Below are 21,943 nucleotides of genomic sequence, written 5' to 3'. Positions count from 1 at the left end.
GACCCCGTAGAACGTCCCGTACAAAGGCGTACGGAACACAGACGGCGCCTGCCCGCCTCCCCGACCGGAACTGGGCAGGCGCCGTCGCATGTCCGCGCTCAGGACACGGTGAACTGCGCGACCTTCGCGGAGGCGCACACCGCCAGCAGGAGCAGCAGGGCCCCGCACGTCACGGCCTGCATCAGCGCGCGCCGCCCGTCGCGGGGCGCGTACGCGTAGGCCAGGGTGACCACCCCGCCCGTCAGCAGGCCGCCGAGGTGTCCCTGCCAGGAGGTCAAAGGGGCGGAGAGCGCCATCCACAGCACCAGGCCGATCATGAACCGGTTGACGGACTCCATGTCGGCGCCCAGCCGGCGGGCCATGACGTAGTAGGCGGCGCCCAGGCCGAAGATCGCGCCGGACGCGCCGACGGTGAGCTCGTCGGGCGCGATCAGCAGCACGAGGACCGAACCGCCCAGTGCCGACAGCAGGTACAGGGCGAGATAGCGGACGCGGCCGAGCTGGCTCTCCACGGTCCGGCCCAGGTTCCACAGGCACACCATGTTCATCACGATGTGCAGGATGCCGAACGAGCCGTCGGTGACCGGCATATGGAGGAAGGTGCCGGTCAGCAGCCGGTACCACTCCCCGTTCGCGAGGCCCTCCGCGGTGAGGTCCGGCGGGTACGGGTACTCCCACAGGTAGTGCCCGCCATTCGCGTCCACCAGCCCCGAGCCCAGCATCCCGAAGCGGTCCACGATCTCGGGGCGTATCAACTCGCCCAGGTAGGCGAGGACGTTGAGCCCGATCAGGACGTACGTCACCAGTGGCACGGCCGTGATCCGGCCGCCGAAGGCGGTGCGGGCCTGACGCACCGAACGCGCGCCCTCCTTCACGCACTCCACGCACTGATGGCCGACGGCGGCCTCCCGCATGCAGTTCGGGCAGATGTAGCGGTCGCAGCGGGTGCAGCGGACGTGGGACTCCACCTTGGGATGGCGGTAGCAGGTGGTGACGGTGGACTCGGACTCCACAGTCGGCTCCTCGGGAAAAGGGTGGGAAGGGCGGTGAGCCGGTGGGGACGGCGGGAACAAACTATCGAACGGCCGTGGGGCGAAACGGAGGCGGGGCGACGGTGCCGTAACCTCGCACGAAGCGGTCGGAGCGGAGGGGGAGTCGTATGTCGGCGATCAGTCTCAGCAAGGTGCAGCAGAGCGCTCCCGCACTGGTGGACCTGTACAAACGGGCCGGGACGTCCCTCGACCGGCACGGGCTGGGCGGCCTGCGGGCCGCGGTCTACCTCGTCGTCGACTACTCCGGCTCCATGAAGCCCTACTACAAGGACGGCAGCGTGCAGGCGCTCGCCGACCGGGTGCTCGGACTGTCCGCACACCTCGACGACGACGGCCGCGTCCCGGTGGTCTTCTTCTCCACGGACATCGACGCCGTCACCGACATCGCGCTCGACGACCACCAGGGGCGCATCGAGCGGATCGTGGCCGGACTCGGCCACATGGGCAGGACCAGTTACCACCTGGCGATGGACGCCGTGATCGACCACTACCTCGACAGCGGCTCCACCGCCCCCGCCCTGGTGGTCTTCCAGACCGACGGCGGTCCGATCAACAAGCTCGCCGCCGAACGCTATCTGTGCAAGGCGGCGAAACTGCCGCTGTTCTGGCAGTTCGTCGGCTTCGGCGACCCGCACAGCGGCCAGTTCGACTATCTGCGCAGGCTCGACGAACTCGCCGTGCCGGACAAGCGGGTGGTCGACAACGCCGGCTTCTTCCACGCGGGCACCGACCCCCGCAAGGTCCCGGACGCGGAGCTCTACGACCGGCTGCTGGGCGACTTCCCGAAGTGGCTCGTGGCGGCTCGGGCCCAGGGCATCGCCCGCTGACCGTCGCGCCGCCCGCAGCTCCTACGGACCCACGGCCGTGGGCGGTCTCACACCGTGGCCGACCGAGCGCGACGGCCCGCGGGTTGGCTTGGGCGCACCGCCGTGCCACCCTGAGGTTGATCCGAGGGGGAGGCCGCACATGGACGGCGCACGATCGGTGAACGAAGCGACGGGGACAGCGAGTCCGGCCCGCCGGGGCGATCCCGGCAAGGGGGAGAAACTCGCCGACTGGGCCGACGGACGGCTCGGCCTCTACGCGCTGGCCAAGGCCAACATGCGCAAGGTGTTCCCGGACCACTGGTCCTTCATGCTCGGCGAGGTCTGCCTCTACAGCTTCCTCATCCTGATCCTCACCGGGGTCTACCTCACCCTGTTCTTCGAACCGAGCGGAGCCGAGGTCGCCTACAACGGCCCGTACGCCCCCCTCGACGGCGTCCTGATGACCAAGGCCTACGAGTCCACCCTCCACATCAGCTTCGAGGTGCGCGGCGGGCTGCTGATCCGGCAGATCCACCACTGGGCGGCGCTGGTCTTCGTTACCGGCATGCTCGTCCACATGATGCGGGTGTTCTTCACCGGCGCCTTCCGCAAACCGCGCGAGGTCAACTGGCTGTTCGGCTGGACCCTGCTGATGCTCGGCATCCTCACCGGTCTGACCGGCTACTCGCTCCCGGACGACCTGCTCTCCGGCACCGGCATCCGCTTCGCCGACGGAGCGATCCTGTCCATCCCGGTCGTGGGGACGTACATATCCTTCTTCCTCTTCGGCGGCGAGTTCCCGGGGCACGACATCATCTCCCGGCTGTTCCCGGTCCATGTCCTGCTGCTGCCCGGGATCATGCTCGGCCTGGTGGTGGCCCACCTGATCCTGGTCTTCTACCACAAGCACACCCAGTACCCGGGCCCCGGCCGCGACCAGAAGTCGGTCGTCGGGATGCCCTTCCTGCCGGTCTACATGGCCAAGGCGGGCGGCTTCTTCTTCCTCACCTTCGGCGTGCTGGCCGTCATGGGCGGCATCGCCAGCATCAACCCCGTCTGGGCCTTCGGCCCCTACCGGCCCGACCTGGTCACCACCGGCGCCCAGCCCGACTGGTACCTCGGCTTCTCCGAGGGGCTGATCCGGGTGATGCCGGGCTGGGAGATCAACGCCTGGGGACACACCCTGGTACCGGGCGTCCTCATCCCGTTCTCGCTCTTCCCGCTGATCCTGCTCGCCCTCGGCGTCTACCCCTTCGTGGAAGCCTGGATCACCGGCGACCGGCGCGAGCACCACATCCTGGACCGGCCGCGCAACATGCCCGTGCGCACCGGCCTCGGCGCGGCCTGGCTCAGCCTGTACTTCGTGCTGCTGATCGGCGGCGGCAACGACATCGTCGCCACCCATCTGCACCTGTCCATCAACGCGATCACCTGGTCCGTACGGATCGGCGTCTTCGTCCTGCCCGTGCTCACCTTCATCGTCACCAAGCGGATCTGCCTGGGCCTCCAGCGCCGCGACCGGGACAGCGTGCTGCACGGCAGGGAGACCGGCACGATCAGGATGCTGCCGCACGGCGAGTACGTCGAGGTCCACGAACCCCTCCCGCAGGGACGGCTGTTCACCCTCACCCAGCACGAGCAGAACCCGCCGTACGAGATCGGACCACGTGTCGACGCGGGCGGGGTGCGCCGGCCGGTCACGGTCTCCCAGCGGGTACGCGAACGGCTGGCCCGCGCGATGTTCGGGCCCGGGACACACATACCGAAGCCCACCCCCGAGGAGCGCCGGGAACTCACCGAGGGCGGCCACCACCACTGAGCACCACGTCCCGGCACTCGTCCGGACTGCCCCAGGCGGCCAGCAGGACACGGGCCTTGGCCAGCCACAGCGACAGGTCGGACTCCGCCGTGTAGCCGATCGCGCCGTGCAGCTGCAACGCCGTACGGGCCGTGGCGTACGCCGCCTCGCAGGCGCTCACCTTCGCCGCGGCCACGTCCGCCGGGTCCAGCGTCAGCGCCGCGCCCAGGACCAGGGGGCGGGCGAACTCCAGGGCGATCCTGGCGTCGGCCAGCCGGTGCTTGACCGCCTGGAACGAGCCCACCGGCACCCCGAACTGGATCCGCCGCCCCACTTGGGCCACCGTCCGGTCCAGCAGCGTCAGGCCGACGCCGAGGGCCTGCGCCGCGGTGGCCAGCCGGGCCCACAGCAGGGCCCGCGCCCACGGCGGCTCCGGGTCGAGCAGCTCCCCGCCCGGCAGCAGGGGAGTGAGCCGGCGGACCGGGTCCAGGGACGGGCGCACCGGACCGTGGCCGGGGGCCAGCAGCAGGCCCTCCGGTGTGAGCGCGAGGAGAAGGTCCGCCGTGTCGCCGTCCAGCGCACAGCCGTCCGGCCCGGCCGACAGCGTCGCCGTCAGGGTGCCGTCGGCCAGCGACGGCAGGAAGCGCTTCGCCGGGCCCGGCTGCGCCGACCCGCCCAGCAGCACCGCGGCCGCCACCGTCTCCACCAGCGGGCCCGGCGCCGCGTGCCTGCCCAACTCTACAAAGGCGAGCGCCAGTTCCACCGGGTGCGGACCCAGCCCCGCGTACTCCTCGGGCACCGCGAGCGCGAAGACCCCCGCCTGTGCGATCCGGGACCACAGCGCCCGGCCGTCGGCGCTCTCGCCCCGCCCCCAGGCCCGGGCCACCGCGGGCGGCCCGGCGGACGTCAGCATCGCGTCGAGCGAGCGCGTGAACTCCCGCTGCTCTGCGTCGAGGAGGAAACGCATCAGCGGCGTCCCTTCGGCAGGCCGAGCAGCCGCTCGGCGACGATGTCGCGCTGGATCTCGTTGGTGCCCGCGTAGATCGGGCCCGCGAGGGCGAAGACATAGCGCTCGCACCAGTCGGAGTCCGCCGCCTCGCCGTCGGGGCCCAGCAGATCCAGGGCCGTCTCGTGCAGCGCGATGTCGTACTCCGACCAGAAGACCTTGTTCACGCTGGCCTCCGGGCCGATCCGGCCGCCGTCCAGGAAACGGGCCGCGGCCGCGTAGGTGTACAACTGGTGGGCGCGGGCGCCGATCAGCGCGTCGGCGACCCGGTCCCGCGCGTGCGCCGGGCAGCCCCGCTCCCGCCACAGCCGCAGCAGCCGGTCCGCGGAGGCGAGGAAGCGGCCCGGGGAGCGCAGGGTGAGACCGCGCTCGTCGGCGGCCGTCGACATCGCGACCCGCCAGCCCTGCCCCGCCTCCCCGACGACGTCCTCGTCCGGGACGAACACCTCGTCCAGGAACACCTCCGCGAACGCCGGCCTGCCGTCCAGCCGCCCGATCGGGCGTACCGTGACGCCGGGCGCGCGCAGATCGAACATCAGGCACGTCAGGCCCTGATGGGGCCTCGGCAGGCCGGGCTCGCTGCGGAACAGGCCGAACGCCCGGTCCGCGAACGCGGCCCGCGACGACCAGGTCTTCTGCCCGCTCAACAGCCAGCCGCCGTCCGTGCGCACGGCCTTCGAGCGCAGCGACGCCAGGTCCGAGCCCGCCTCCGGCTCCGACCACGCCTGCGCCCAGACCACCTCGCCGCGGGCCATCGGCGGCAGCACCCGGGCGCGCTGCTCCTCGGTGCCGTGCTCGAAGAGGGTCGGGGCGAGCAGGCCGATGCCGTTCTGGCCGACCCGGCCGGGCGCGCCCGCCGCGTAGTACTCCTCCTCGAACACCAGCCAGCGGATCAGCCCCGCGTCCCGGCCGCCGTACCGGGCCGGCCAGTCGACCACCGACCAGCGGTCCGCGGCCAGTTCGGCCTCCCAGGCGCGATGCGCCGCGAAGCCCTCCGCGGTCTCCAGGGACGGCAGCGGGGTGCGCGGCACATGCGCGCCGAGCCAGGCGCGGACCTCGGCGCGGAAGGCCTCGTCGGCCGGAGAGTGGGTGAGGTCCACGGTCGCCGTCCCTCCCGTCATTCTTCCCTAACAAGTGTTTGGTAGGTTAGCGTGGGCCCATGACAGACGTCGAGGGTCCGGCAGCCGATCGTCCGGCGACCGCTCGTCCGGCGACCGCTCGTCCGGAAGTCGAGCGTCCGGAAACCGAGCGGCCGGCGTACGAACCCGGACACGGACTGCTGCGCGGACGCAGCGCCGTCATCACCGCGGCCGCGGGCACCGGCATCGGCGGCGCGACCGCGCGCCGCTTCCTGGAAGAGGGCGCACACGTCGTCATCAGCGACGCCCACCCCCGGCGGCTCAAGGAGCACGAAGCCGCGCTCGCCGCGGAGTTCGGCCCCCGGGCGGTCACCGCACTGCCCTGCGACGTCACCGACGAGGCCCAGGTGCGCACCCTGTTCGACACCGCCGCGGCCCGGCACGGACGCCTGGACATCGTCGTCAACAACGCCGGGCTCGGCGGCACCTCCACCCTCGTCGACATGACCGACACCCAGTGGTCCCGCGTCCTGGACGTCACACTGAACGGCACGTTCCGCTGTACCCGGGCCGCCCTGCGCGCGATGCGGGACACCGGCCGGGGCGGGGTGATCGTCAACAACGCCTCCGTCGTCGGCTGGCGCGCCCAGGCCGGACAGGCGCACTACGCCGCCGCGAAGGCCGGCGTCATGGCCCTCACCCGGTGCGCGGCCGTCGAGGCGGCGGAGTACGGGGTCAGGGTCAACGCCGTCGCACCGAGTCTCGCCATGCACCCGCACCTGTCCAGGGTGACGACGCCCGAACTGCTCGCGCAGCTCGCCGCACGCGAGGCCTTCGGCCGGTACGCCGAACCCTGGGAAGTGGCCAACGTGATCGTGTTCCTGGCGTCCGGCTACTCCTCGTACCTCACCGGAGAGGTCGTCTCCGTCAGCAGTCAGCACCCCTAGGAGCAGCGATCACAATGGACCCGTGCCGACCAAGAAGAAGCCCCAGGTGACCGCAGCCCCCGCCCGCCGCGGCGAACTCCTCAACACCGCCGCCGAGGTCTTCGCCGAACAGGGCTACAACGCCACCACCGTGCGCAAGATCGCCGACCACGCGGGCATGCTCGCGGGCAGCCTCTACTACCACTTCGACTCCAAGGAGTCGATGCTCGAGGAGATCCTGCGGACCTTCCTCGACGAGCTCTGGGGCGGCTACGACGCGGTCCTGGCCGCCGGACTGGGCCCCCGCGAGACCCTGGAGGCCCTGGTCACCGAGTCGTTCCGGGAGATCGACCGGCACCGCGCCGCCGTCGCGATCTACCAGAAGGAGTCCCGCCAGCTCGTGGCGCAGGAGCGGTTCGCGTTCCTCGCCGAGTCGCAGCGCAGGTTCGAGAAGGCGTGGCTGTCCACGCTGGAGCGCGGGGTCGCCGACCGCGCCTTCCGCGCCGACCTCGACGTCCGGCTCACCTACCGGTTCGTCCGCGACACGGTCTGGGTCGCCGCGTCCTGGTACCGGCCGGGCGGACAGCACAGCCCGGAGGAGATCGCCCGGCAGTACCTGTCGATGGTGCTCGACGGGATCGCCGTACGGGCATAGCCGGAAGCCGGAAGCCGGAAGCCGGAAGCCGGAAGCCGCACACCCAGCCCGGCGCAGCGCCACCGCACCCTGACCCAGCACGCAGCCCAGCAAGTGATCCGTCGTCACTCAACGCGAACCACTGGGGAGTTGTCATGGCCGAGGCCTACATCGTCGAAGCGGTCCGTACACCCGTCGGACGACGCGGGGGAGGGCTCAGCGGCGTGCACCCGGCCGATCTGGGCGCCCATGTGCTGAAGGAGCTCGTCGCCCGCGCCGCGCTCGACCCGGCCGCCGTCGAGGACGTCGTCTTCGGCTGCCTGGACGCGGTGGGCCCGCAGGCCGGGGACATCGCCCGCACCGCCTGGCTGGCGGCCGGACTGCCCCAGGAAGTGCCCGGCGTGACCGTCGACCGGCAGTGCGGCTCCTCGCAGCAGGCCGTGCACTTCGCGGCCCAGGCCGTGCTCTCCGGCACCCAGGACCTGGTGGTGGCCGGTGGCGTGCAGAACATGTCCCAGATCCCCATCGCCTTCGCCACCCGGCAGGCCGCCGAACCGCTCGGCTTCACCCAGGGCCCCTTCGCCGGCAGCGAGGGCTGGCGCGCCCGGTACGGCGACAGGCCCGTGAACCAGTTCGCCGGCGCCGAGATGATCGCCGCGAAGTGGGGGATCGGCCGGGAGGAACAGGAGGACTTCGCGCTGCGCTCCCACCGGCGCGCGCTGCGGGCCATCGACGAGGGCCGCTTCGAGCGGGAGATCGCCCCCCACGGTCACGTCGCCGTCGACGAGGGGCCGCGCCGGGACACCTCGGCGGAGAAGATGGCCGCGCTGAAGCCGGTGATCGACGGCGGCACCGTCACCGCGGCCTGCTCCTCCCAGGTCTCCGACGGCGCCGCGGCCCTGCTGCTGGCCTCGGAGCGGGCGGTGCGCGAACACGGACTGCGGCCCCGGGCGCGGGTGCACCACCTCTCCGTGCGCGGCGAGGACCCGATCCGCATGCTGACCGCGCCCATCCCGGCCACCGCCCACGCCCTGAAGAAGACCGGGCTGTCCATCGACGACATCGACCTCGTCGAGATCAACGAGGCCTTCGCCCCGGTCGTCCTGGCCTGGCTGAAGGAGACCGGCGCCGACCCGGCGAAGGTCAACGTCAACGGCGGCGCGATAGCCCTGGGACACCCGCTGGGCGCCACCGGCGCCAAACTGATGACCACCCTGCTGCACGAACTGGAACGCACCGGCGCCCGCTACGGCCTCCAGACCATGTGCGAGGGCGGCGGCCAGGCCAACGTGACGATCATCGAGAGGCTCTGAGCCACCCGGACACCCGGACACCTGGGCGCCGGGTTCGCGCGAGTCGCCGTGACGCTCTGAGCCGCCGGACTCCCGGGCCGTGCGGGTCGGCGAGGGGCTCTGAGCCGCCCGGACACCCGGCGCCCGGGCGGTGCGGGTCGTCGAGGGGCTCCGGGCCGGCCCGTGCACCGTGGCCGGGCCGGTCAGCGGGTGCCGGTCAGCCGCTCCCGCACCTCCTCCGCCTCCTTCATGATCCGCGCCACCAGTTCCGCGCACGACGGCAGGTCGTCGATCACCCCGGCGACCTGCCCGGACGCCATCACCCCCAGGTCGGTCCGGCCGTCCACCATCGCCGCCCGCAGCAGCATCGGCGTGTTCGCCGCGAGCAGGACCTGACTCCAGGCCAGATCATGCCCCTGTCCGAGCGCGAGACCGTCGCGGACCATCCGCCGCCAGGTCAGCCCGGACAGCCTCCGGAACGCCGCCGCCCTGCGCAGGGCCTGGAACAGCGCCCGCGCCCGGCCGGCGTCCTCCAGCGATCCGACCAGCTCCGTACGCAGCATGCGGTGCGGCAGCCCGTCCACCGCGCGCGTCACCGTCACGTCCCGCACGCCCGCCGCCAGATACCGCGCCTTCACCGCGTCCGGCACCGTCGAGTCCGAGGTCAGCAGGAACCGGGTGCCCATGGCGACCCCCGCCGCCCCGTACGCCAGCGCCGCGACCAGGCCCCGCCCGTCGAAGAACCCGCCCGCCGCCACCACCGGCAGGTCCACCGCGTCGACGACCTGCGGCAGCAGCACCGTCGTCGCCACCTCCCCGGTGTGGCCGCCGCCCTCCCCGCCCTGCACCACCACCGCGTCCGCGCCCCACGCCGCCACCTTCTCGGCATGCCGACGCGCGCCCACCGACGGGATGACCACCACGCCCGCCTCCTTCAGCTCGGCGATCAGCTCACGGGACGGCGCAAGGGCGAACGACGCGACCCGCACCCCCTCCTCGACGATCATCCGCACCCGGTCGCCCGCGTCGGCCGCGTCCGCGCGCAGGTTCACCCCGAACGGCACGTCCGTACGCGCGGCGACCTCACGGATCGCCGCCCGCAGCTGGTCGAGGGTCATCGTCGCCGAGGCCAGGACACCCAGCGCCCCCGCGTTCGCCGCCGCCGACACCAGCCGCGGACCCGCCACCCACCCCATCCCCGTCTGCATCACCGGGTGCCGGACCCCGACCAGCCGGGTGAACGCCGTCTCCATCACACCCCCGCCCGGTTGGGGACCTCCCGGGCGCGGGCGTCCGCCGGGTCGATCACCTCCCGGATCAGCCGCAGTTCCCCGGCGGTGGGCTCACGTGTCCGGGGCACCTCCGGCGGGACGACGAGCGCGAACCCGGTCGCCTCCCGCACCTGCTCGACACTCACCCCGGGATGCAGCGACGCCAGCCGCATGGCGTGATCGGGCGTGGCGAAGTCGAAGACGCCGAGATCGGAGACGACCCGCGGGATCCGGTGGAAGCGTGCCGTGCCGGGGTGCAGGGCCGCACGGTCGTACCCCACCCCGCACACCATGTCGACCCGCTCCACGAAGACCCGCCGCGAGTGCTTCGGGATCCAGTAACTCGTCGGGTTGTTCAGCGTGTTGACCGGGGCGCCCCGGACCCCGAGCAGCTGCCGCCGGGGTGCGGCCCAGTCGCCGATGCACGCGATGTTCTGGTTGCCGAACCGGTCGATCTGGCTCGCGCCCATCATCACGTGCCGTCGCCCGCCGCCGACCAGCTCCAGGTGCTGGCGGTAGGGCAGCCAGCCCTCGACCGTGCCGTCGGCGTCCACGAGGAGCGCCTCGCCGTCGGTCAGCAGCAGATCCGGCGCGAAGGTGAGCCGGGCGAGCCGGGCGCCCACGGACGGGATCACCCCGCCCATCGGGCTCGCCAGCACCTCGCCCGCGTCCCGCCAGGCCTCGGCGCAGGCGATCACGCAGTACTCGGCACGGCTGGGCGCGGCGGCGGCCGCGGGGCCGCCCGGGGCGCTCACGGCGTCCCCTCCTCGCCCTGCCCGCGCTCCTGCCCGCGCTCCTGTTCCCGCTGCCAGGCCCGCACGGCAGATCGGTAGGCGTGCTCGTCCCCGCCCAGGAACCGCTGCGCGAACTCCGGCCAGGGCGCTCCCGCGTACAGCCGCTGAAAGGCCTCGTCCCGGCCGTAGTCGGGAGCGCAGGACGTGAAGTGCGCGCCGTTCGGCGCCTCGACCACGCCCGTCACCGTGTGCCGCTTGATCAGCAGCGACTGCGGACCGGTGTCCCCCCCCTTCGTCAGCTCCGCGGTGTCCACGATCCGCTCGCACGAGACATAGGCCCGGTCCGCCGCCGCGCAGAACAGGTCGTCGAAGTACGGGTCCGGGCCCAGGTACGTGCCGTTGCCCCGCCGGTCCGCACGGTTGACGTGGACCAGCGCCGCGTCCAGCCGCAGGGCGGGCATCGCCACGAAAGTCTCCCCGTCCTCGTAGGGCGAGACCACGGTCCGCAATCCTGGGTTGACCCGCATCACGTCCGAGCCGATACCCGCCCTGACCGGCAGGAACGGCAGCCGGTTCGCGGCCGCGCGCAGCCCCCACATGAACATCGCCTCGTCGACCTCCACCAGTTCGAAGGCCCCCCGCTCACGGGCCGCGCGGTAGTGCGGTTCGAGCGGGACCGAGTCCAGGGTGGTGAACGCGGCGACCAGCTTCCGGATCCGCCCGGCGGCGGCCAGCATGCCGACGTCCGGGCCGCCGTACGAGACCACCGTGAGATCGCCGATGCCGGCCCGGAGCACTGCTCTCACCAGGGCCATCGGCTTGCGCCGGGAGCCCCAGCCGCCGATGCCGACGGTCATGCCGCTCGCCAGTGCGGAGACCGCCTCGTCGGCGGTCATCGTCTTGTCACCCACCTGACGTCCCCTCCCTCCCGAAGGTGTCCCGGATCCGGTCGGCCACCCCGCTGACGTCCGCCTCGAACGTGAAGCCCTGCTCGAAGCGGTAGCTGCGGCGCACGTCGACCGGATCGATGCCGTTGATGGCGGCCTTGGCCAGCCGCAGCAGTTCACCGTCCTTGGCTGCGATCTCCCGGGCCAGCTCCAGGGCGGCGGCGCCCAGCCCCTCGCTCGGCACCACCCGCCACACCGAGCCGTGCGCGTGCAGTTCGGCCGCGGTCGCCGTGCGCGAGGTGTAGTACAGCGCGCGCATCAGATGCGGGGGGACCAGCCGGGACAGGTGCGTGGCCGCGCCGAGGGCACCCCGGTCGAGTTCGGGCAGTCCGAAGACGGCGTCGTCACCGGCCACGATCACGTCCGCGTTCCCCACGAGGCCTATGCCGCCGCCCAGACAGAAGCCCTGCACCGCCGCCACCACCGGGACCTCGCACTCGTACACGGCGGCGAAGGCCTCGAAGCAGCCGCGGTTGGCGCCGACGAGCGCGGGGCGCCCCTGGGCCTGTATCTCCTTGATGTCCACGCCCGCGTTGAAGCCGCGCCCCCGCGCGTCCAGCACCACGCACCGGACCTGCGGGTCGTGACCGGCCGCGCGCACCGCGTCGGCCAGCGCGAACCAGCCGGCCACCGGTATGGCGTTCACCGGCGGGAAGTCGACCGTGACCACGGAAATCCCCTTTTCCGGGGACGAGGTGGAGACACCCATCGGCGCATCAGCTACCTTTCCACCCAGCCGCTATTCCACCAAACATTTGTTAGGTGTGAGGCTTCGAAGCTAGCAGCCGACGGATCGCGGCGGGAGGCCCTGTGGACAACTCGCACCCTGCGCACCCCTCGCACTCTTCGCACTCTTCGCACCTGAGCGGCCGCACGGTGGTGGTGACCGGCGGCACCCGGGGCGTGGGCGCGGGCATCGTCCGGGCGTTCGCGGCGGCCGGGGCACGAGTGGTGGCCTGCGCCCGCAGACCGCCGCCCGAAGAGCCCGCGCCAGGCGTGGAGTTCGTCCCGCTGGACCTGCGCGACCCGCCCGCCGTACGGGCCTTCTTCGACGCGCTTCCCCGGCTCGACGTCCTCGTCAACAACGCGGGCGGGGCACCGTACCGGCTGCTGGCAGACGCGGACGCCGAGCGGCACGCGCGGGTCGTCGAACTGAACCTCCTCGCCCCGCTGACCGCGTCGCTCGCCGCGTACGACCACCTCAGACGGGCCCGGGGCGCCGTCGTGATGGTCGGCAGCGTCAGCGGCAGCCGCCCCTCGCCGGGCACGGCGGCCTACGGGGCGGCCAAGGCGGGACTGGAGCACCTGGCCCGCTCCATGGCGGTGGAATGGGCGCCGCACGTGCGCGTCAACACGCTCGTCGTCGGCATGGTCCGCACCGAGCTGTCCCACCTCCACTACGGCGGGGAGGAAGCCGTCGAGGCGGTCGCGCGCACCGTCCCGCTCGGACGGCTGGCCGTACCCGACGACATCGGCGCGGCCGCCGTCTTCCTCGCCTCCGACGCCGCCGCCTACATCAGCGGGGCGAGCCTGCTCGTGCACGGGGGCGGGGAGCGGCCCGCCTTCCTGGACGCCGCCACAGCCGACCGGGACAGCCGAGGAAAGGGAACAGGATGAGCGGAATCTGCGCGGGACGGGTCGTCGTCGTCACCGGTGCCGGACGAGGCCTCGGGCGGGCGCACGCGCTCGCCTTCGCCGCCGAAGGAGCCCGGGTCGTCGTCAACGACCTGGGGGTCGGCCTGGACGGCGCACCGGGCTCCGGCAGCCCCGCGGCCTGCGTCGTGGACGAGATCCGGGCGGCCGGCGGACACGCCGTCGCGCACGCCGGCGACATCGCCACGACCGAGGGCGCGGCATCACTGGTCCGGGTCGCTCTGGAGACGTACGGCAGGCTCGACACCCTCGTCAACAACGCGGGGTTCCTGCGGGACCGGATGCTGGTCAACCTCGACGAGGACGACTGGGACGCGGTCGTCCGCGTCCATCTCAAGGGACACTTCCTGCCGCTGCGGCACGCGGCCGCGCACTGGCGTCGGGAGACCCGGGCCGGGCGCACCCCCGAGGCCCGGATCGTCAACACCAGCAGCGGTGCCGGGCTGCTGGGCTCGGTCGGACAGGGCAACTACAGCGCGGCGAAGGCCGGCATCCTCGCCCTGACGCTGGTCGCGGCGGCCGAACTGAGCCGCTACGGCGTCCAGGTCAACGCGATCGCGCCCGCGGCCCGGACGAGAATGACCGAGGACACCTTCGCGCAGGCCATGACGGCGCCGGAAGCGGGCTTCGACGCGATGGCCCCCGAGAACGTCTCACCCCTGGTCGTCTGGCTGGGCTCGGCCGCCAGCGCCGGTGTCACCGGGCGGGTCTTCGAGGCCGAAGGAGGCCGGATCACTGTCATGGAGGGCTGGCGGACCGGCCCCACGGCGGCCGGCGAGCAGCGGTGGCGGCCGGAGGAGGCGGGGGAGGCCGTACGACGGCTGATCAAGGACGCACAGCCGCCGGGCACGGTGTACGGAAGCCGGTGACATCCACCGTCCGGCCCGGACGCGCCGTGCCCCTCGCGTACCGGGGCGCCCGCCGCCCGGCCCGGGTACGCCGTGCGGCCCACGTGACGTGAGGTCTACGTGTCGCACTCCAGCACCGTCCGGCACAGCGCGCACCGCGCCCGCACCCGCCCCCGCACCGGCACCCTGATCCGCTGATGGCAGGTCGGGCACGGGAACGACACCCGAAGCGGCCCCCGGCCGTCCGGAGTGAACGCGTAGGCGGTGCCGGACCCGACGGCCGGCCCCCGGTCCTGGGCGTGCCGGCGGTCCCGGGCGTAACGCCGCCGGCCCGCCCAGCCCGCCGCCGTCAGCGGCGGCTGCTGCTCGTCCCGGCGCGCCTGCGCCATGCCCCGCGTGTACGCCTCGTACGCCTGCGCGCTGGTGAACCACGTCGACGGGTCCTCGCCGAACAGCAGCGCGCGCTTGGCCAGCACGTACCCGAACTCCTCCGGCGTGAGATAACCCAGCTTCTGCGAGGTCACCGCGTCCTCCCGGAACGCGTCCAGCAGCAGCCAGCCCGCACCCAGATAGGTCGTCGCCGTGTCCGTGAGGATCTCGTTGTCCCGCGTGCCGGGGAAGGACAGATCCAGCCGGTGCAGATACACGTGCATGATCTCGTGGGCCAGTGCCGCGCCGATGTCCCTGCGATGGGTACGGAACCGGTCGTTCAGCTCCACGAAGTACTCCGGACCCGCGGCCAGCTCGATGTGCGCCGCGTGTTCCATCTCCCGGAAGCCGACGATCATCCGGGCATCCGGCAGCCGGTAGTGGCGCACCAGCTCACGCGCCACGCGCTGGGTACCCAGATGAAGATCGTCGGTGTCGCAGAACGCCACGTCGACCGGCGCCACACTCGTCGCGAAGGTCTGGATCGTGTCGTACGACAGCCGCCGGTACAGCGCGGTGACCGCGGCCCGCACCGTCTCCAGATGCGGGTAGCCGTGCTCGACCGGTCCGCCGTTCGCCACGCCCGCACCCCCAAGACGCCTGATCCCGCTTCCACTCTACGAGCCCGCGCGCGGAATACCCCCACCGCTTGCCGGCTCCCGGCATCCGCGGCCCCGCCGCCCGTCCCGGACCCCGCCACTCGCCCCGCCCCGTCCCGTCCGTACCGGAGGAGGCCGTAGGCCGCCCGCGGGCGGCGCCGCGTAGGGTGAATGCCCATGACCACCAGTCCCACCGGCGACGGCGGCATCGACCCCGCCGTCCGCGAGGAACTCGACCGGCTGCGCAACAGCATCGACAACATCGACGCCGCCGTCGTCCACATGCTCGCCGAACGCTTCAAGTGCACCCAGCAGGTGGGCCACCTCAAGGCCGCACACCAGCTGCCCCCCGCCGACCTCGACCGCGAGGCCCGGCAGATCGCCCGGCTGCGCACCCTCGCCGAGAACGCCAAACTCGACCCCGCCTTCGCCGAGAAGTTCCTCAACTTCATCGTCGCCGAGGTCATCCGCCACCACGAACGCATCGCGGACGCCACCGCCAACGCCAACGGCACCACCGTCAACGGCACCCCCACGAACGGCACCCCCACGACGGCCGATTGACGCCGGTCCGCCCCGCCGGGAGGTGACACGGGCACCCGTCCGAGGCATGCTGCGCTGTGCACCGCTCGTCAACCGGCGGGCACAGCGCGTCAGCACCCCGGACGCCAGCTGGTGGTCCCACCGCGGGAGGGACGTCGGGCCATGCCGTCGGATGACGCGATCCTCATCGTCGACGACCACGAGGACACCCTCTACGCCCTGGAGAACACCCTCGCCCCGCTCGGCCACCGGATCAGCCGCGCCACCAGCGGCGACGCGGCACTGAAACAGATACTGCGCGGCCGGGTCGGACTGCTCCTGCTCGACGTGCGCATGTCCGGCGTCGAGGGCCTGGACGTCGTGCGCTACATGCGCCGCGTCGAACAGACCCAGCACATTCCCGTCGTCCTGCTCACCGGCTTCGGCCCCGACCCCGAACTCACCGCCGCCGCCTTCGCGCTCGGCGTCGCCGACCTGGTCGCCAAACCCGTCGACCCCTGGGCCCTGCGCACCAAGATCCGCTACCTCTACGACGCCCGCCGCCGCGAGCTGACCCTGGAGCAGGAGGTCCGCGACCTGCGCACCCTCCTCAAGGACCGCACCGACCCCTCGGACCACCTCCCACGGACCGGACCGACCCACCTGGACGCCCGCGTTCCACCCCAACGCGACACACCTTGGGCGGCTCCGGCGCGCGAGGGGACATAGGGAACGTACCGAACCGCCACTGTGCCATTCCGACGCCATCAGGCAGCATGTCGTTCATGTCCGTACTGACGCGCGACGAAGCGCAGACCCGTGCCCGGCTCCTCGACGTCCACCGCTACACGATCGAACTCGATCTGACCACCGGCGACGACACCTTCGGGTCCGTGACCGTCATCAGGTTCACCGCCCGCTCGGAGGCGGACACCTTCGTCGAGCTCAAGCCCGCCGAACTGCGCTCCGCCACCCTCGACGGACAGCCCCTCGACCCGGCCGGCCTCGACGGCAACCGGCTGCCCCTGAAGAACCTCACCACCGGCGAGCACGAACTGCGCGTCGACGCCCGCATGCGCTACTCCCGCACCGGCGAGGGCATGCACCGCTTCACCGACCCCACCGACGGCGAGACCTACCTCTACACCCAGCTGTTCATGGACGACGTGCAGCGCGTCTTCGCCGCCTTCGACCAGCCCGACCTCAAGGCCGTCTTCGACCTGACCGTCCGGGCCCCCGAAGGCTGGAGCGTCCTGGCCAACAGCGTCACCGAGCACCTCGGCGAAGGCCGCTGGCAGGCCGCCCCCACCCCCCTCATCTCCACCTACCTCGTCGCCGTCGCCGCCGGCCCCTGGCACTCCGTACGCACCGAGCACCGCGGCCTGCCCTTCGGCATCCACTGCCGCCGCTCCCTCGCCCCCCACCTCGACGCGGACGCCGAGGAACTCCTCGACATCACCAGGCAGTGCTACGACCGCTACCACGAGAAGTTCGAGGAGCCCTACCCCTTCGACTCCTACGACCAGGCGTTCGTCCCCGAGTTCAACGCCGGCGCCATGGAGAACCCCGGCCTGGTCACCTTCCGCGACGACTTCGTCTACCGCTCCGCCGTCACCGACACCGAGCGGCAGACCCGCGCCATGGTCATCGCCCACGAGATGGCCCACATGTGGTTCGGCGACCTCGTCACCCTCCAGTGGTGGGACGACATCTGGCTGAACGAGTCCTTCGCCGAGTACATGGGCTACCAGACCCTCACCGAAGCCACCCGCTTCACCGGCACCTGGACCGAATTCGGCGTCGCCCGCAAGGCCTGGGGCTACGAGGCCGACCAGCGCCCCTCCACCCATCCCGTCGCCCCCGAAGCCGTCGAGGACACCGCCTCCGCACTCCTCAACTTCGACGGCATCTCCTACGCCAAGGGCGCCTCCGCACTGCGCCAACTCGTCGCCTGGCTCGGCGAGAAGGACTTCCTGGCCGGCATCAACACCCACTTCGCCCGCCACCGCTTCGCCAACGCCACCCTCGCCGACTTCATCGACTCCCTCGCCGCGAACACCGACCGCGACGTCCACGCCTGGGCCGACGCCTGGCTGCGCACCACCGGAGTCGACACCATCACCCCGGACGTCACCGCCGACGCCGACGGCACCCGCACCCTGACCGTCCGGCACACCGGCAGCCGCCCCCACCGCATCTCCGTCGGCCTCTACGACCGCGACCACGGCGACGACCAGGGCTGCCTCACGCTGCGCGGACGCCTCGACCTCGACATCCCGCAGACCACCCCCCAGGCCATCGGCAAGCGCCCCGCACTGCTGCTCCTCAACGACGGCGACCTCACCTACGCCAAGATCCGCTTCGACCCCGAGTCCTTCGAGACCATCCGCACCGGCCTGTCCGGCCTGCCCGACCCGCTGACCCGCGCGGTCGTCTGGAACGCCCTGCGCGACTGCGTACGCGACGGCGAACTCCCGCCCTCCGCCTACCTGGAGACCGCCCACACCCACCTCCCGCGCGAGAACGACCTCGCCCTCGTCCAGGGCGTCCTCGCCTTCGCCGCCGGCCAGATCGCCGACCGCTACCTCACGCCCGAGGAGCGCCCCGCCGCCCTCGCCACCCTCAGAAGCCTCTGCCGCGACCTCATCCGCCGCACCGAGGACGGCGACAACCCCGGCCTGCGCCTGGTCGCCGTACGCCACTTCATCGACGCCGCCGCCCACCCGGACACCCTCAGCGCCTGGCTCGCCGACGGAACCGTCCCCGGCGGCCCCGAACTCGACCCCGAACTGCGCTGGCGCATCCTCGCCCGGCTCGCCGTCCTCGGCGCGATCGACGACACCGCCATCGACGCCGAACTCCGCCAGGACCCCAGCGCCACCGGACAGGAAGGCGCCGCCCGCTGCCGCGCCGCCCTGCCCGACCCCCGCGCCAAACGCGCCGCCTGGGACGCGATGTTCGCCACCGACGAGACGACCGACCTGTCCAACTACCTGTTCACCGCTACCGCCCAGGGGTTCTGGCAGCCCGAACAGGCCGACCTCGTAGGGGAGTACATCCCGCGCTACTTCCAGGACGCCGTCGCCGTCGCCGCCCGCCGCGGCCCCGCCATCGCCGAGGCCGCGGGCCGCTGGGCGTTCCCCGCCGTCGCCGTCCACGCCGACACCCTGCGCCTGGGCGAGGAGTGCCTGCGCGACGCCGACCCCACCCCGGCCCTGCGCCGCAAACTCGTCGACCAGCACGACGACCTCGCCCGAGCCCTGCGGGTCCGGCAGGCCTAACACCACCGACCCACCGGCAGCGCAACACCGGCACACCTCCGGCACACGACCACGGACGCACCACCGCCGGCGCACCACCCGGGCGGGCCCCACCACCTACACGGCGGGGTCCGCCCCCTTCACCTCCCGGCGCGCCCGCCCCGGCCCGGCGCCCCGCCTGCGTCCCGACACGATTTCCCCGCCCGGGAGTACCCCCGAACGGGTTCCGATCGTTGGGTTCTTCGGACGCGCCGCAGCATCCGCGCACAAGCCGATGCTCCCCTGCCCCGCGCCCCGGAGGAGCATCATGAGCACGCCGCCGCTCGCCTCAGGCCCCGACGGACACCAAGCCCTGCGGCCGCTGCTCGACACCGTCCTGGACGCCCTGCGCGACGGCGGCCGGGCCCGCGGCGGCCCGCTGCCCGCCGGCGGACCACCCGCGGTCGCCGCCCGCCTCACCGACGCCGTCAAGGACGTCCTGCCCGACCACGGCGACCCCGACGCCCTGCGCACCCTCGTACACGCCCTCGCCGAGGGCGCCGCCGACCCCGCGGACCCCCTGTGCGCCGCCCATCTGCACTGCCCACCGCTCGCCGTCGCCACCGCCGCCGACCTCGCCGTCAGCGTCCTCAACCCCTCCCTCGACTCCTGGGACCAGGCACCCGCGGCCTCAGAACTCGAAGCCCGGGTCTCCCGCGCGCTCGCCCGTCTCGCCGGACTCACCGACGCCCTCGTCACCACCGGCGGCACCGAGGCCAACCAACTCGCCCTGCTCCTCGCCCGGGAGACCCACGGCGCCGGCCTGCGGCTGGTCCACGGAGCCAACGCCCACCACTCCCTGCCCCGCGCCGCCTGGCTGCTCGGACTGCCCGACCCCGTCGTCGTCCCCGCCCCCGCAGGCACCCTCGACCCGGCCGCCCTCGACGAGGCCCTCACCGAACTCCACGGCCCCCTCCTCGTCGCTGCCACCGCCGGAACCACCGACGCCGGCCTCATCGACCCGCTGCCCGAGATCGCCGGCCTGTGCACCACCCACGGCGCCCGGCTCCACATCGACGCCGCCTACGGCGGCGGCCTCCTGTTCAGCGACCGCCACCGCACCGCCCTCGCAGGCCTCGACGCCGCCCACACCGTCACCCTCGACCTGCACAAACTCGGCTGGCAACCCGTCGCCGCCGGCCTCCTCGCCGTACAGGACCCCCACGACCTCACCGCACTGCACCAACACGCCGACTACCTCAACGCCGACGACGACACCGAAGCAGGCCTCCCCGACCTCCTCGGACGCTCCCTGCGCACCACCCGCCGACCCGACATCCTCAAGATCGCCGTCACCCTCGGGACCCTCGGCAGAACCGGCCTGGGAGCCCTCGTCGACCAGGTCTGCGCCCACGCCGCCGCACTCGCCGAACTCCTCGAGGCCCACCCCCGCTTCGAGCTCTACGACCGCCCCACCATCAGCACCGTCCTCTTCCGCCCCACCGACGCCACCGACACCACCGTCGCCGGCATCCGCCGACAACTGCTCCACCAGGGCCGCGCCGTCCTCGGCCGCGCCCACCTCGACGGCCGCCTCTGGCTCAAAGCCACCCTCCTCAACCCCCACACCCGGCCCGACGACCTCACCGCACTCGTCGACCTCGTGGAAGGAACCACCCCCAGATGACCCACCCCCCACACCACGAGCCCGCAGCACCCCGCGACCTCGTCGGCATCGGCATCGGCCCCCTCAACCTCTCCCTCGCCGCCCTCGCCCACCCCCTCCCCGAACTCGACGCCGTCTTCTACGAACAGCGCCCCGCCTTCGACTGGCACCCCGGCCTCCTCATCGACGGCGCCACCATCCAGGTCCCCTTCCTCGCGGACCTCGTGACCCTCGTCGACCCCACCAGCCCCTGGACCTTCCTCAACTACCTCAAGGCCCGCGAGCGCCTCTTCCCCTTCTACTTCGCCGAGCGCTTCCACATCCAGCGCGCCGAATACGACGCCTACTGCCGCTGGGTCGCCGACCACCTCCCCGGCCTGCACTTCCGCCACCAGGTCGACAGCGTCCGCTGGAACCCCGGACGCGACCTCTTCGAAATCGAGTTCACCCGACTCGGCCACGACGGCACCGCCGCGGCCCCCGGCCGCACCCACGCCCGCAACATCGTCCTCGGCATCGGCACCGAACCCCACGTACCCGAACCGCTCAGACCCCTCGCCGACGCCCCCGGCGTACCCGTCGTCCACGCCGCCGACTACCTCACCCACCGGGCGAGCCTCCTCGCCGCCGACCACATCACCGTCGTCGGCTCCGGACAGTCGGGCGCCGAGATCTTCCTCGACCAGCTACGCCACCGCGCACCCGGCCGCGACCGCATCCACTGGATCGGCCGCACCGAGGCGTTCGCCCCGATGGAGTACTCCAAACTCGGCCTGGAGCACTTCACCCCCGACTACACCCGCTACTTCCACAGCCTCGACGAAACCACCCGCGACCGGCTCGTCACCAGCCAGTGGCAGCTCCACAAGGGCATCGACACCGACACCATCGCCGCCATCCACGACGAGCTCTACCGCCGCACCCTGCACGGCGGCTGGCCCCAGGCCGTCCTCACCCCCGGCGTCCACGTCCGCACCGCCGGCCGCGTCGGCGTCGGCATCACCAGGATCGAACTCCACCTGGAACACATCCAGCAGGGCAACCGCACCTGCCTCACCACCGACGCCGTCGTCCTCGCCACCGGCCACCGGCAACGCCCCCTGGAACCCATCCTCGCCGGACTCGACCCCTACCTGCGCCGCGACAACCGTGAACGCCCCCGCGTCGACGAGCACTTCCGCCTCGTCCTCGACCCGGCCGTCACCGGCCACGCCTACATCCAGAACGCCGCACTGCACACCCACGGCGTCGGCACCCCCGACCTCGGCCTCGCCGCCTGGCGCAGCGCCGCCATCCTCAACTCCCTCACCGGAAAGGAGACCTACCCCCTCCCGGCCCGCACCGCCTTCACCACCTTCGGACTCGAACCACACCCCCGGATCCCCCAGGCCCGCCGGTCCGAAACCCTCACCCACCTCGCCGAACACCGCTGACCCCACCAC

General features: G+C 72.6%; 20 protein-coding genes. 12 read left to right on the top strand and 8 right to left on the bottom strand.

Annotation, left to right across the window (positions count from 1 at the left end; all coding sequences use genetic code 11):
* Positions 1-98: 98 nt before the first annotated feature.
* The gene (locus ABT085_RS07250; RefSeq protein WP_351603097.1) at positions 99-1,013 is read right to left on the bottom strand and encodes a rhomboid family intramembrane serine protease; all 915 of its coding nucleotides are present in this window, start codon (positions 1,011-1,013) and stop codon (positions 99-101) included.
* A 146-nt stretch (positions 1,014-1,159) separates the two neighbouring features.
* Between ABT085_RS07250 and ABT085_RS07245 the strand changes: the two genes are divergently transcribed.
* Both ABT085_RS07245 and qcrB read left to right on the top strand, forming a co-directional pair.
* Positions 1,160-1,879 carry a vWA domain-containing protein gene (locus ABT085_RS07245; RefSeq protein WP_351603095.1) on the top strand — a complete coding sequence of 240 codons (720 nt, stop codon included), beginning with the start codon at positions 1,160-1,162 and terminating at the stop codon, positions 1,877-1,879.
* 139 nt (positions 1,880-2,018) lie between these two features.
* Entirely contained in the window at positions 2,019-3,677 is a 1,659-nt protein-coding gene (qcrB, locus tag ABT085_RS07240) for a cytochrome bc1 complex cytochrome b subunit (RefSeq protein ID WP_351603093.1), read from the top strand.
* Here qcrB and ABT085_RS07235 read toward each other — a convergent pair.
* Positions 3,652-4,623, bottom strand: coding sequence for an acyl-CoA dehydrogenase family protein (locus ABT085_RS07235; protein WP_351603091.1), 972 nt, complete (start codon positions 4,621-4,623; stop codon positions 3,652-3,654). The genes qcrB and ABT085_RS07235 overlap by 26 nt on opposite strands.
* Positions 4,623-5,762 (bottom strand): acyl-CoA dehydrogenase family protein, encoded by a 1,140-nt coding sequence (locus tag ABT085_RS07230; protein WP_351603118.1) that lies wholly within the window; start codon positions 5,760-5,762, stop codon positions 4,623-4,625. Before ABT085_RS07230 ends, ABT085_RS07235 begins: the two co-directional genes overlap by 1 nt.
* Positions 5,763-5,821: 59 nt before the next feature.
* Between ABT085_RS07230 and ABT085_RS07225 the strand changes: the two genes are divergently transcribed.
* The 3 genes from ABT085_RS07225 (at position 5,822) to ABT085_RS07215 (ending at position 8,614) form a co-directional block, all read left to right on the top strand.
* Positions 5,822-6,688 (top strand): SDR family oxidoreductase, encoded by an 867-nt coding sequence (locus ABT085_RS07225; protein WP_351603089.1) that lies wholly within the window; start codon positions 5,822-5,824, stop codon positions 6,686-6,688.
* Between the two features lie 22 nt (positions 6,689-6,710).
* Complete coding sequence (locus tag ABT085_RS07220) at positions 6,711-7,322, top strand: TetR/AcrR family transcriptional regulator (protein ID WP_351603087.1); 612 nt, start codon at positions 6,711-6,713, stop codon at positions 7,320-7,322.
* 134 nt (positions 7,323-7,456) lie between these two features.
* Entirely contained in the window at positions 7,457-8,614 is a 1,158-nt protein-coding gene (locus ABT085_RS07215) for an acetyl-CoA C-acetyltransferase (protein WP_351603085.1), read from the top strand.
* A 182-nt stretch (positions 8,615-8,796) separates the two neighbouring features.
* Here ABT085_RS07215 and ABT085_RS07210 read toward each other — a convergent pair whose 3' ends face one another.
* Genes ABT085_RS07210 through ABT085_RS07195 form a run of 4 tightly spaced genes read right to left on the bottom strand, consistent with a single transcriptional unit; the run spans position 8,797 to position 12,254 of the window.
* Entirely contained in the window at positions 8,797-9,846 is a 1,050-nt protein-coding gene (locus ABT085_RS07210; protein WP_351603081.1) for an NAD(P)H-dependent flavin oxidoreductase, read from the bottom strand.
* Positions 9,846-10,619, bottom strand: coding sequence for a CoA-transferase subunit beta (locus ABT085_RS07205; RefSeq protein WP_351603079.1), 774 nt, complete (start codon positions 10,617-10,619; stop codon positions 9,846-9,848). The genes ABT085_RS07210 and ABT085_RS07205 overlap by 1 nt, the downstream gene beginning before the upstream one ends.
* Complete coding sequence (locus ABT085_RS07200; RefSeq protein WP_351603077.1) at positions 10,616-11,509, bottom strand: CoA transferase subunit A; 894 nt, start codon at positions 11,507-11,509, stop codon at positions 10,616-10,618. Before ABT085_RS07200 ends, ABT085_RS07205 begins: the two co-directional genes overlap by 4 nt.
* The gene (locus ABT085_RS07195) at positions 11,502-12,254 is read right to left on the bottom strand and encodes an enoyl-CoA hydratase family protein (protein WP_351603075.1); all 753 of its coding nucleotides are present in this window, start codon (positions 12,252-12,254) and stop codon (positions 11,502-11,504) included. The genes ABT085_RS07200 and ABT085_RS07195 overlap by 8 nt, the downstream gene beginning before the upstream one ends.
* Before the next feature lie 101 nt (positions 12,255-12,355).
* Here ABT085_RS07195 and ABT085_RS07190 point away from each other — a divergent pair, with 101 nt between their 5' ends.
* Both ABT085_RS07190 and ABT085_RS07185 read left to right on the top strand, forming a co-directional pair.
* A complete protein-coding gene (locus ABT085_RS07190; protein ID WP_351603073.1) occupies positions 12,356-13,162 on the top strand; it encodes an SDR family oxidoreductase in 807 nt (268 codons plus the stop codon).
* Positions 13,159-14,067, top strand: coding sequence for an SDR family oxidoreductase (locus ABT085_RS07185; RefSeq protein ID WP_351603071.1), 909 nt, complete (start codon positions 13,159-13,161; stop codon positions 14,065-14,067). The genes ABT085_RS07190 and ABT085_RS07185 overlap by 4 nt, the downstream gene beginning before the upstream one ends.
* Before the next feature lie 95 nt (positions 14,068-14,162).
* Here ABT085_RS07185 and ABT085_RS07180 read toward each other — a convergent pair whose 3' ends face one another.
* On the bottom strand, positions 14,163-15,056 hold the full coding sequence (locus ABT085_RS07180; protein WP_351603069.1) for a hypothetical protein: 894 nt from the start codon (positions 15,054-15,056) through the stop codon (positions 14,163-14,165).
* A 195-nt stretch (positions 15,057-15,251) separates the two neighbouring features.
* On the opposite strand from ABT085_RS07180, the gene ABT085_RS07175 reads away from it, so the two are divergent.
* The 5 genes from ABT085_RS07175 to ABT085_RS07155 all read left to right on the top strand — a co-directional run bounded on the left by ABT085_RS07175 (position 15,252) and on the right by ABT085_RS07155 (position 21,934).
* Positions 15,252-15,638: a chorismate mutase gene (locus ABT085_RS07175; RefSeq protein WP_351603067.1), complete on the top strand. Its 387-nt coding sequence runs from the start codon at positions 15,252-15,254 to the stop codon at positions 15,636-15,638.
* Between the two features lie 141 nt (positions 15,639-15,779).
* Complete coding sequence (locus ABT085_RS07170) at positions 15,780-16,325, top strand: response regulator (RefSeq protein ID WP_351603065.1); 546 nt, start codon at positions 15,780-15,782, stop codon at positions 16,323-16,325.
* Between the two features lie 56 nt (positions 16,326-16,381).
* Complete coding sequence (pepN, locus tag ABT085_RS07165; protein ID WP_351603063.1) at positions 16,382-18,877, top strand: aminopeptidase N; 2,496 nt, start codon at positions 16,382-16,384, stop codon at positions 18,875-18,877.
* A 286-nt stretch (positions 18,878-19,163) separates the two neighbouring features.
* A complete protein-coding gene (locus ABT085_RS07160) occupies positions 19,164-20,522 on the top strand; it encodes a pyridoxal phosphate-dependent decarboxylase family protein (RefSeq protein WP_351603061.1) in 1,359 nt (452 codons plus the stop codon).
* Complete coding sequence (locus ABT085_RS07155; protein WP_351603059.1) at positions 20,519-21,934, top strand: lysine N(6)-hydroxylase/L-ornithine N(5)-oxygenase family protein; 1,416 nt, start codon at positions 20,519-20,521, stop codon at positions 21,932-21,934. Before ABT085_RS07160 ends, ABT085_RS07155 begins: the two co-directional genes overlap by 4 nt.
* Positions 21,935-21,943 lie beyond the last annotated feature (9 nt).

The sequence above is a fragment of the Streptomyces sp. NPDC002265 genome (assembly GCF_040296125.1).
Taxonomy (GTDB): Bacteria; Actinomycetota; Actinomycetes; order Streptomycetales; family Streptomycetaceae; genus Streptomyces.
The sequence above is the reverse complement of the archived record's forward strand: the minus strand, read 5'-3'. Positions and strand labels throughout refer to the sequence as shown.

Excerpts from the sequence above, each read along its gene's own strand:
- ABT085_RS07210 (WP_351603081.1), bottom strand. The coding sequence starts at position 9,846 with ATGGAGACGGCGTTCACCCGGCTGGTCGGGGTCCGGCACCCGGTGATG.
- ABT085_RS07195 (WP_351603075.1), bottom strand. The coding sequence starts at position 12,254 with ATGGGTGTCTCCACCTCGTCCCCGGAAAAGGGGATTTCCGTGGTCACG.
- ABT085_RS07185 (WP_351603071.1), top strand. The coding sequence starts at position 13,159 with ATGAGCGGAATCTGCGCGGGACGGGTCGTCGTCGTCACCGGTGCCGGA.
- ABT085_RS07215 (WP_351603085.1), top strand. The coding sequence starts at position 7,457 with ATGGCCGAGGCCTACATCGTCGAAGCGGTCCGTACACCCGTCGGACGA.
- ABT085_RS07155 (WP_351603059.1), top strand. The coding sequence starts at position 20,519 with ATGACCCACCCCCCACACCACGAGCCCGCAGCACCCCGCGACCTCGTC.
- ABT085_RS07235 (WP_351603091.1), bottom strand. The coding sequence starts at position 4,623 with ATGCGTTTCCTCCTCGACGCAGAGCAGCGGGAGTTCACGCGCTCGCTC.
- ABT085_RS07160 (WP_351603061.1), top strand. The coding sequence starts at position 19,164 with ATGAGCACGCCGCCGCTCGCCTCAGGCCCCGACGGACACCAAGCCCTG.
- ABT085_RS07245 (WP_351603095.1), top strand. The coding sequence starts at position 1,160 with ATGTCGGCGATCAGTCTCAGCAAGGTGCAGCAGAGCGCTCCCGCACTG.
- ABT085_RS07225 (WP_351603089.1), top strand. The coding sequence starts at position 5,822 with ATGACAGACGTCGAGGGTCCGGCAGCCGATCGTCCGGCGACCGCTCGT.
- ABT085_RS07175 (WP_351603067.1), top strand. The coding sequence starts at position 15,252 with ATGACCACCAGTCCCACCGGCGACGGCGGCATCGACCCCGCCGTCCGC.
- ABT085_RS07170 (WP_351603065.1), top strand. The coding sequence starts at position 15,780 with ATGCCGTCGGATGACGCGATCCTCATCGTCGACGACCACGAGGACACC.
- qcrB (WP_351603093.1), top strand. The coding sequence starts at position 2,019 with ATGGACGGCGCACGATCGGTGAACGAAGCGACGGGGACAGCGAGTCCG.
- pepN (WP_351603063.1), top strand. The coding sequence starts at position 16,382 with ATGTCCGTACTGACGCGCGACGAAGCGCAGACCCGTGCCCGGCTCCTC.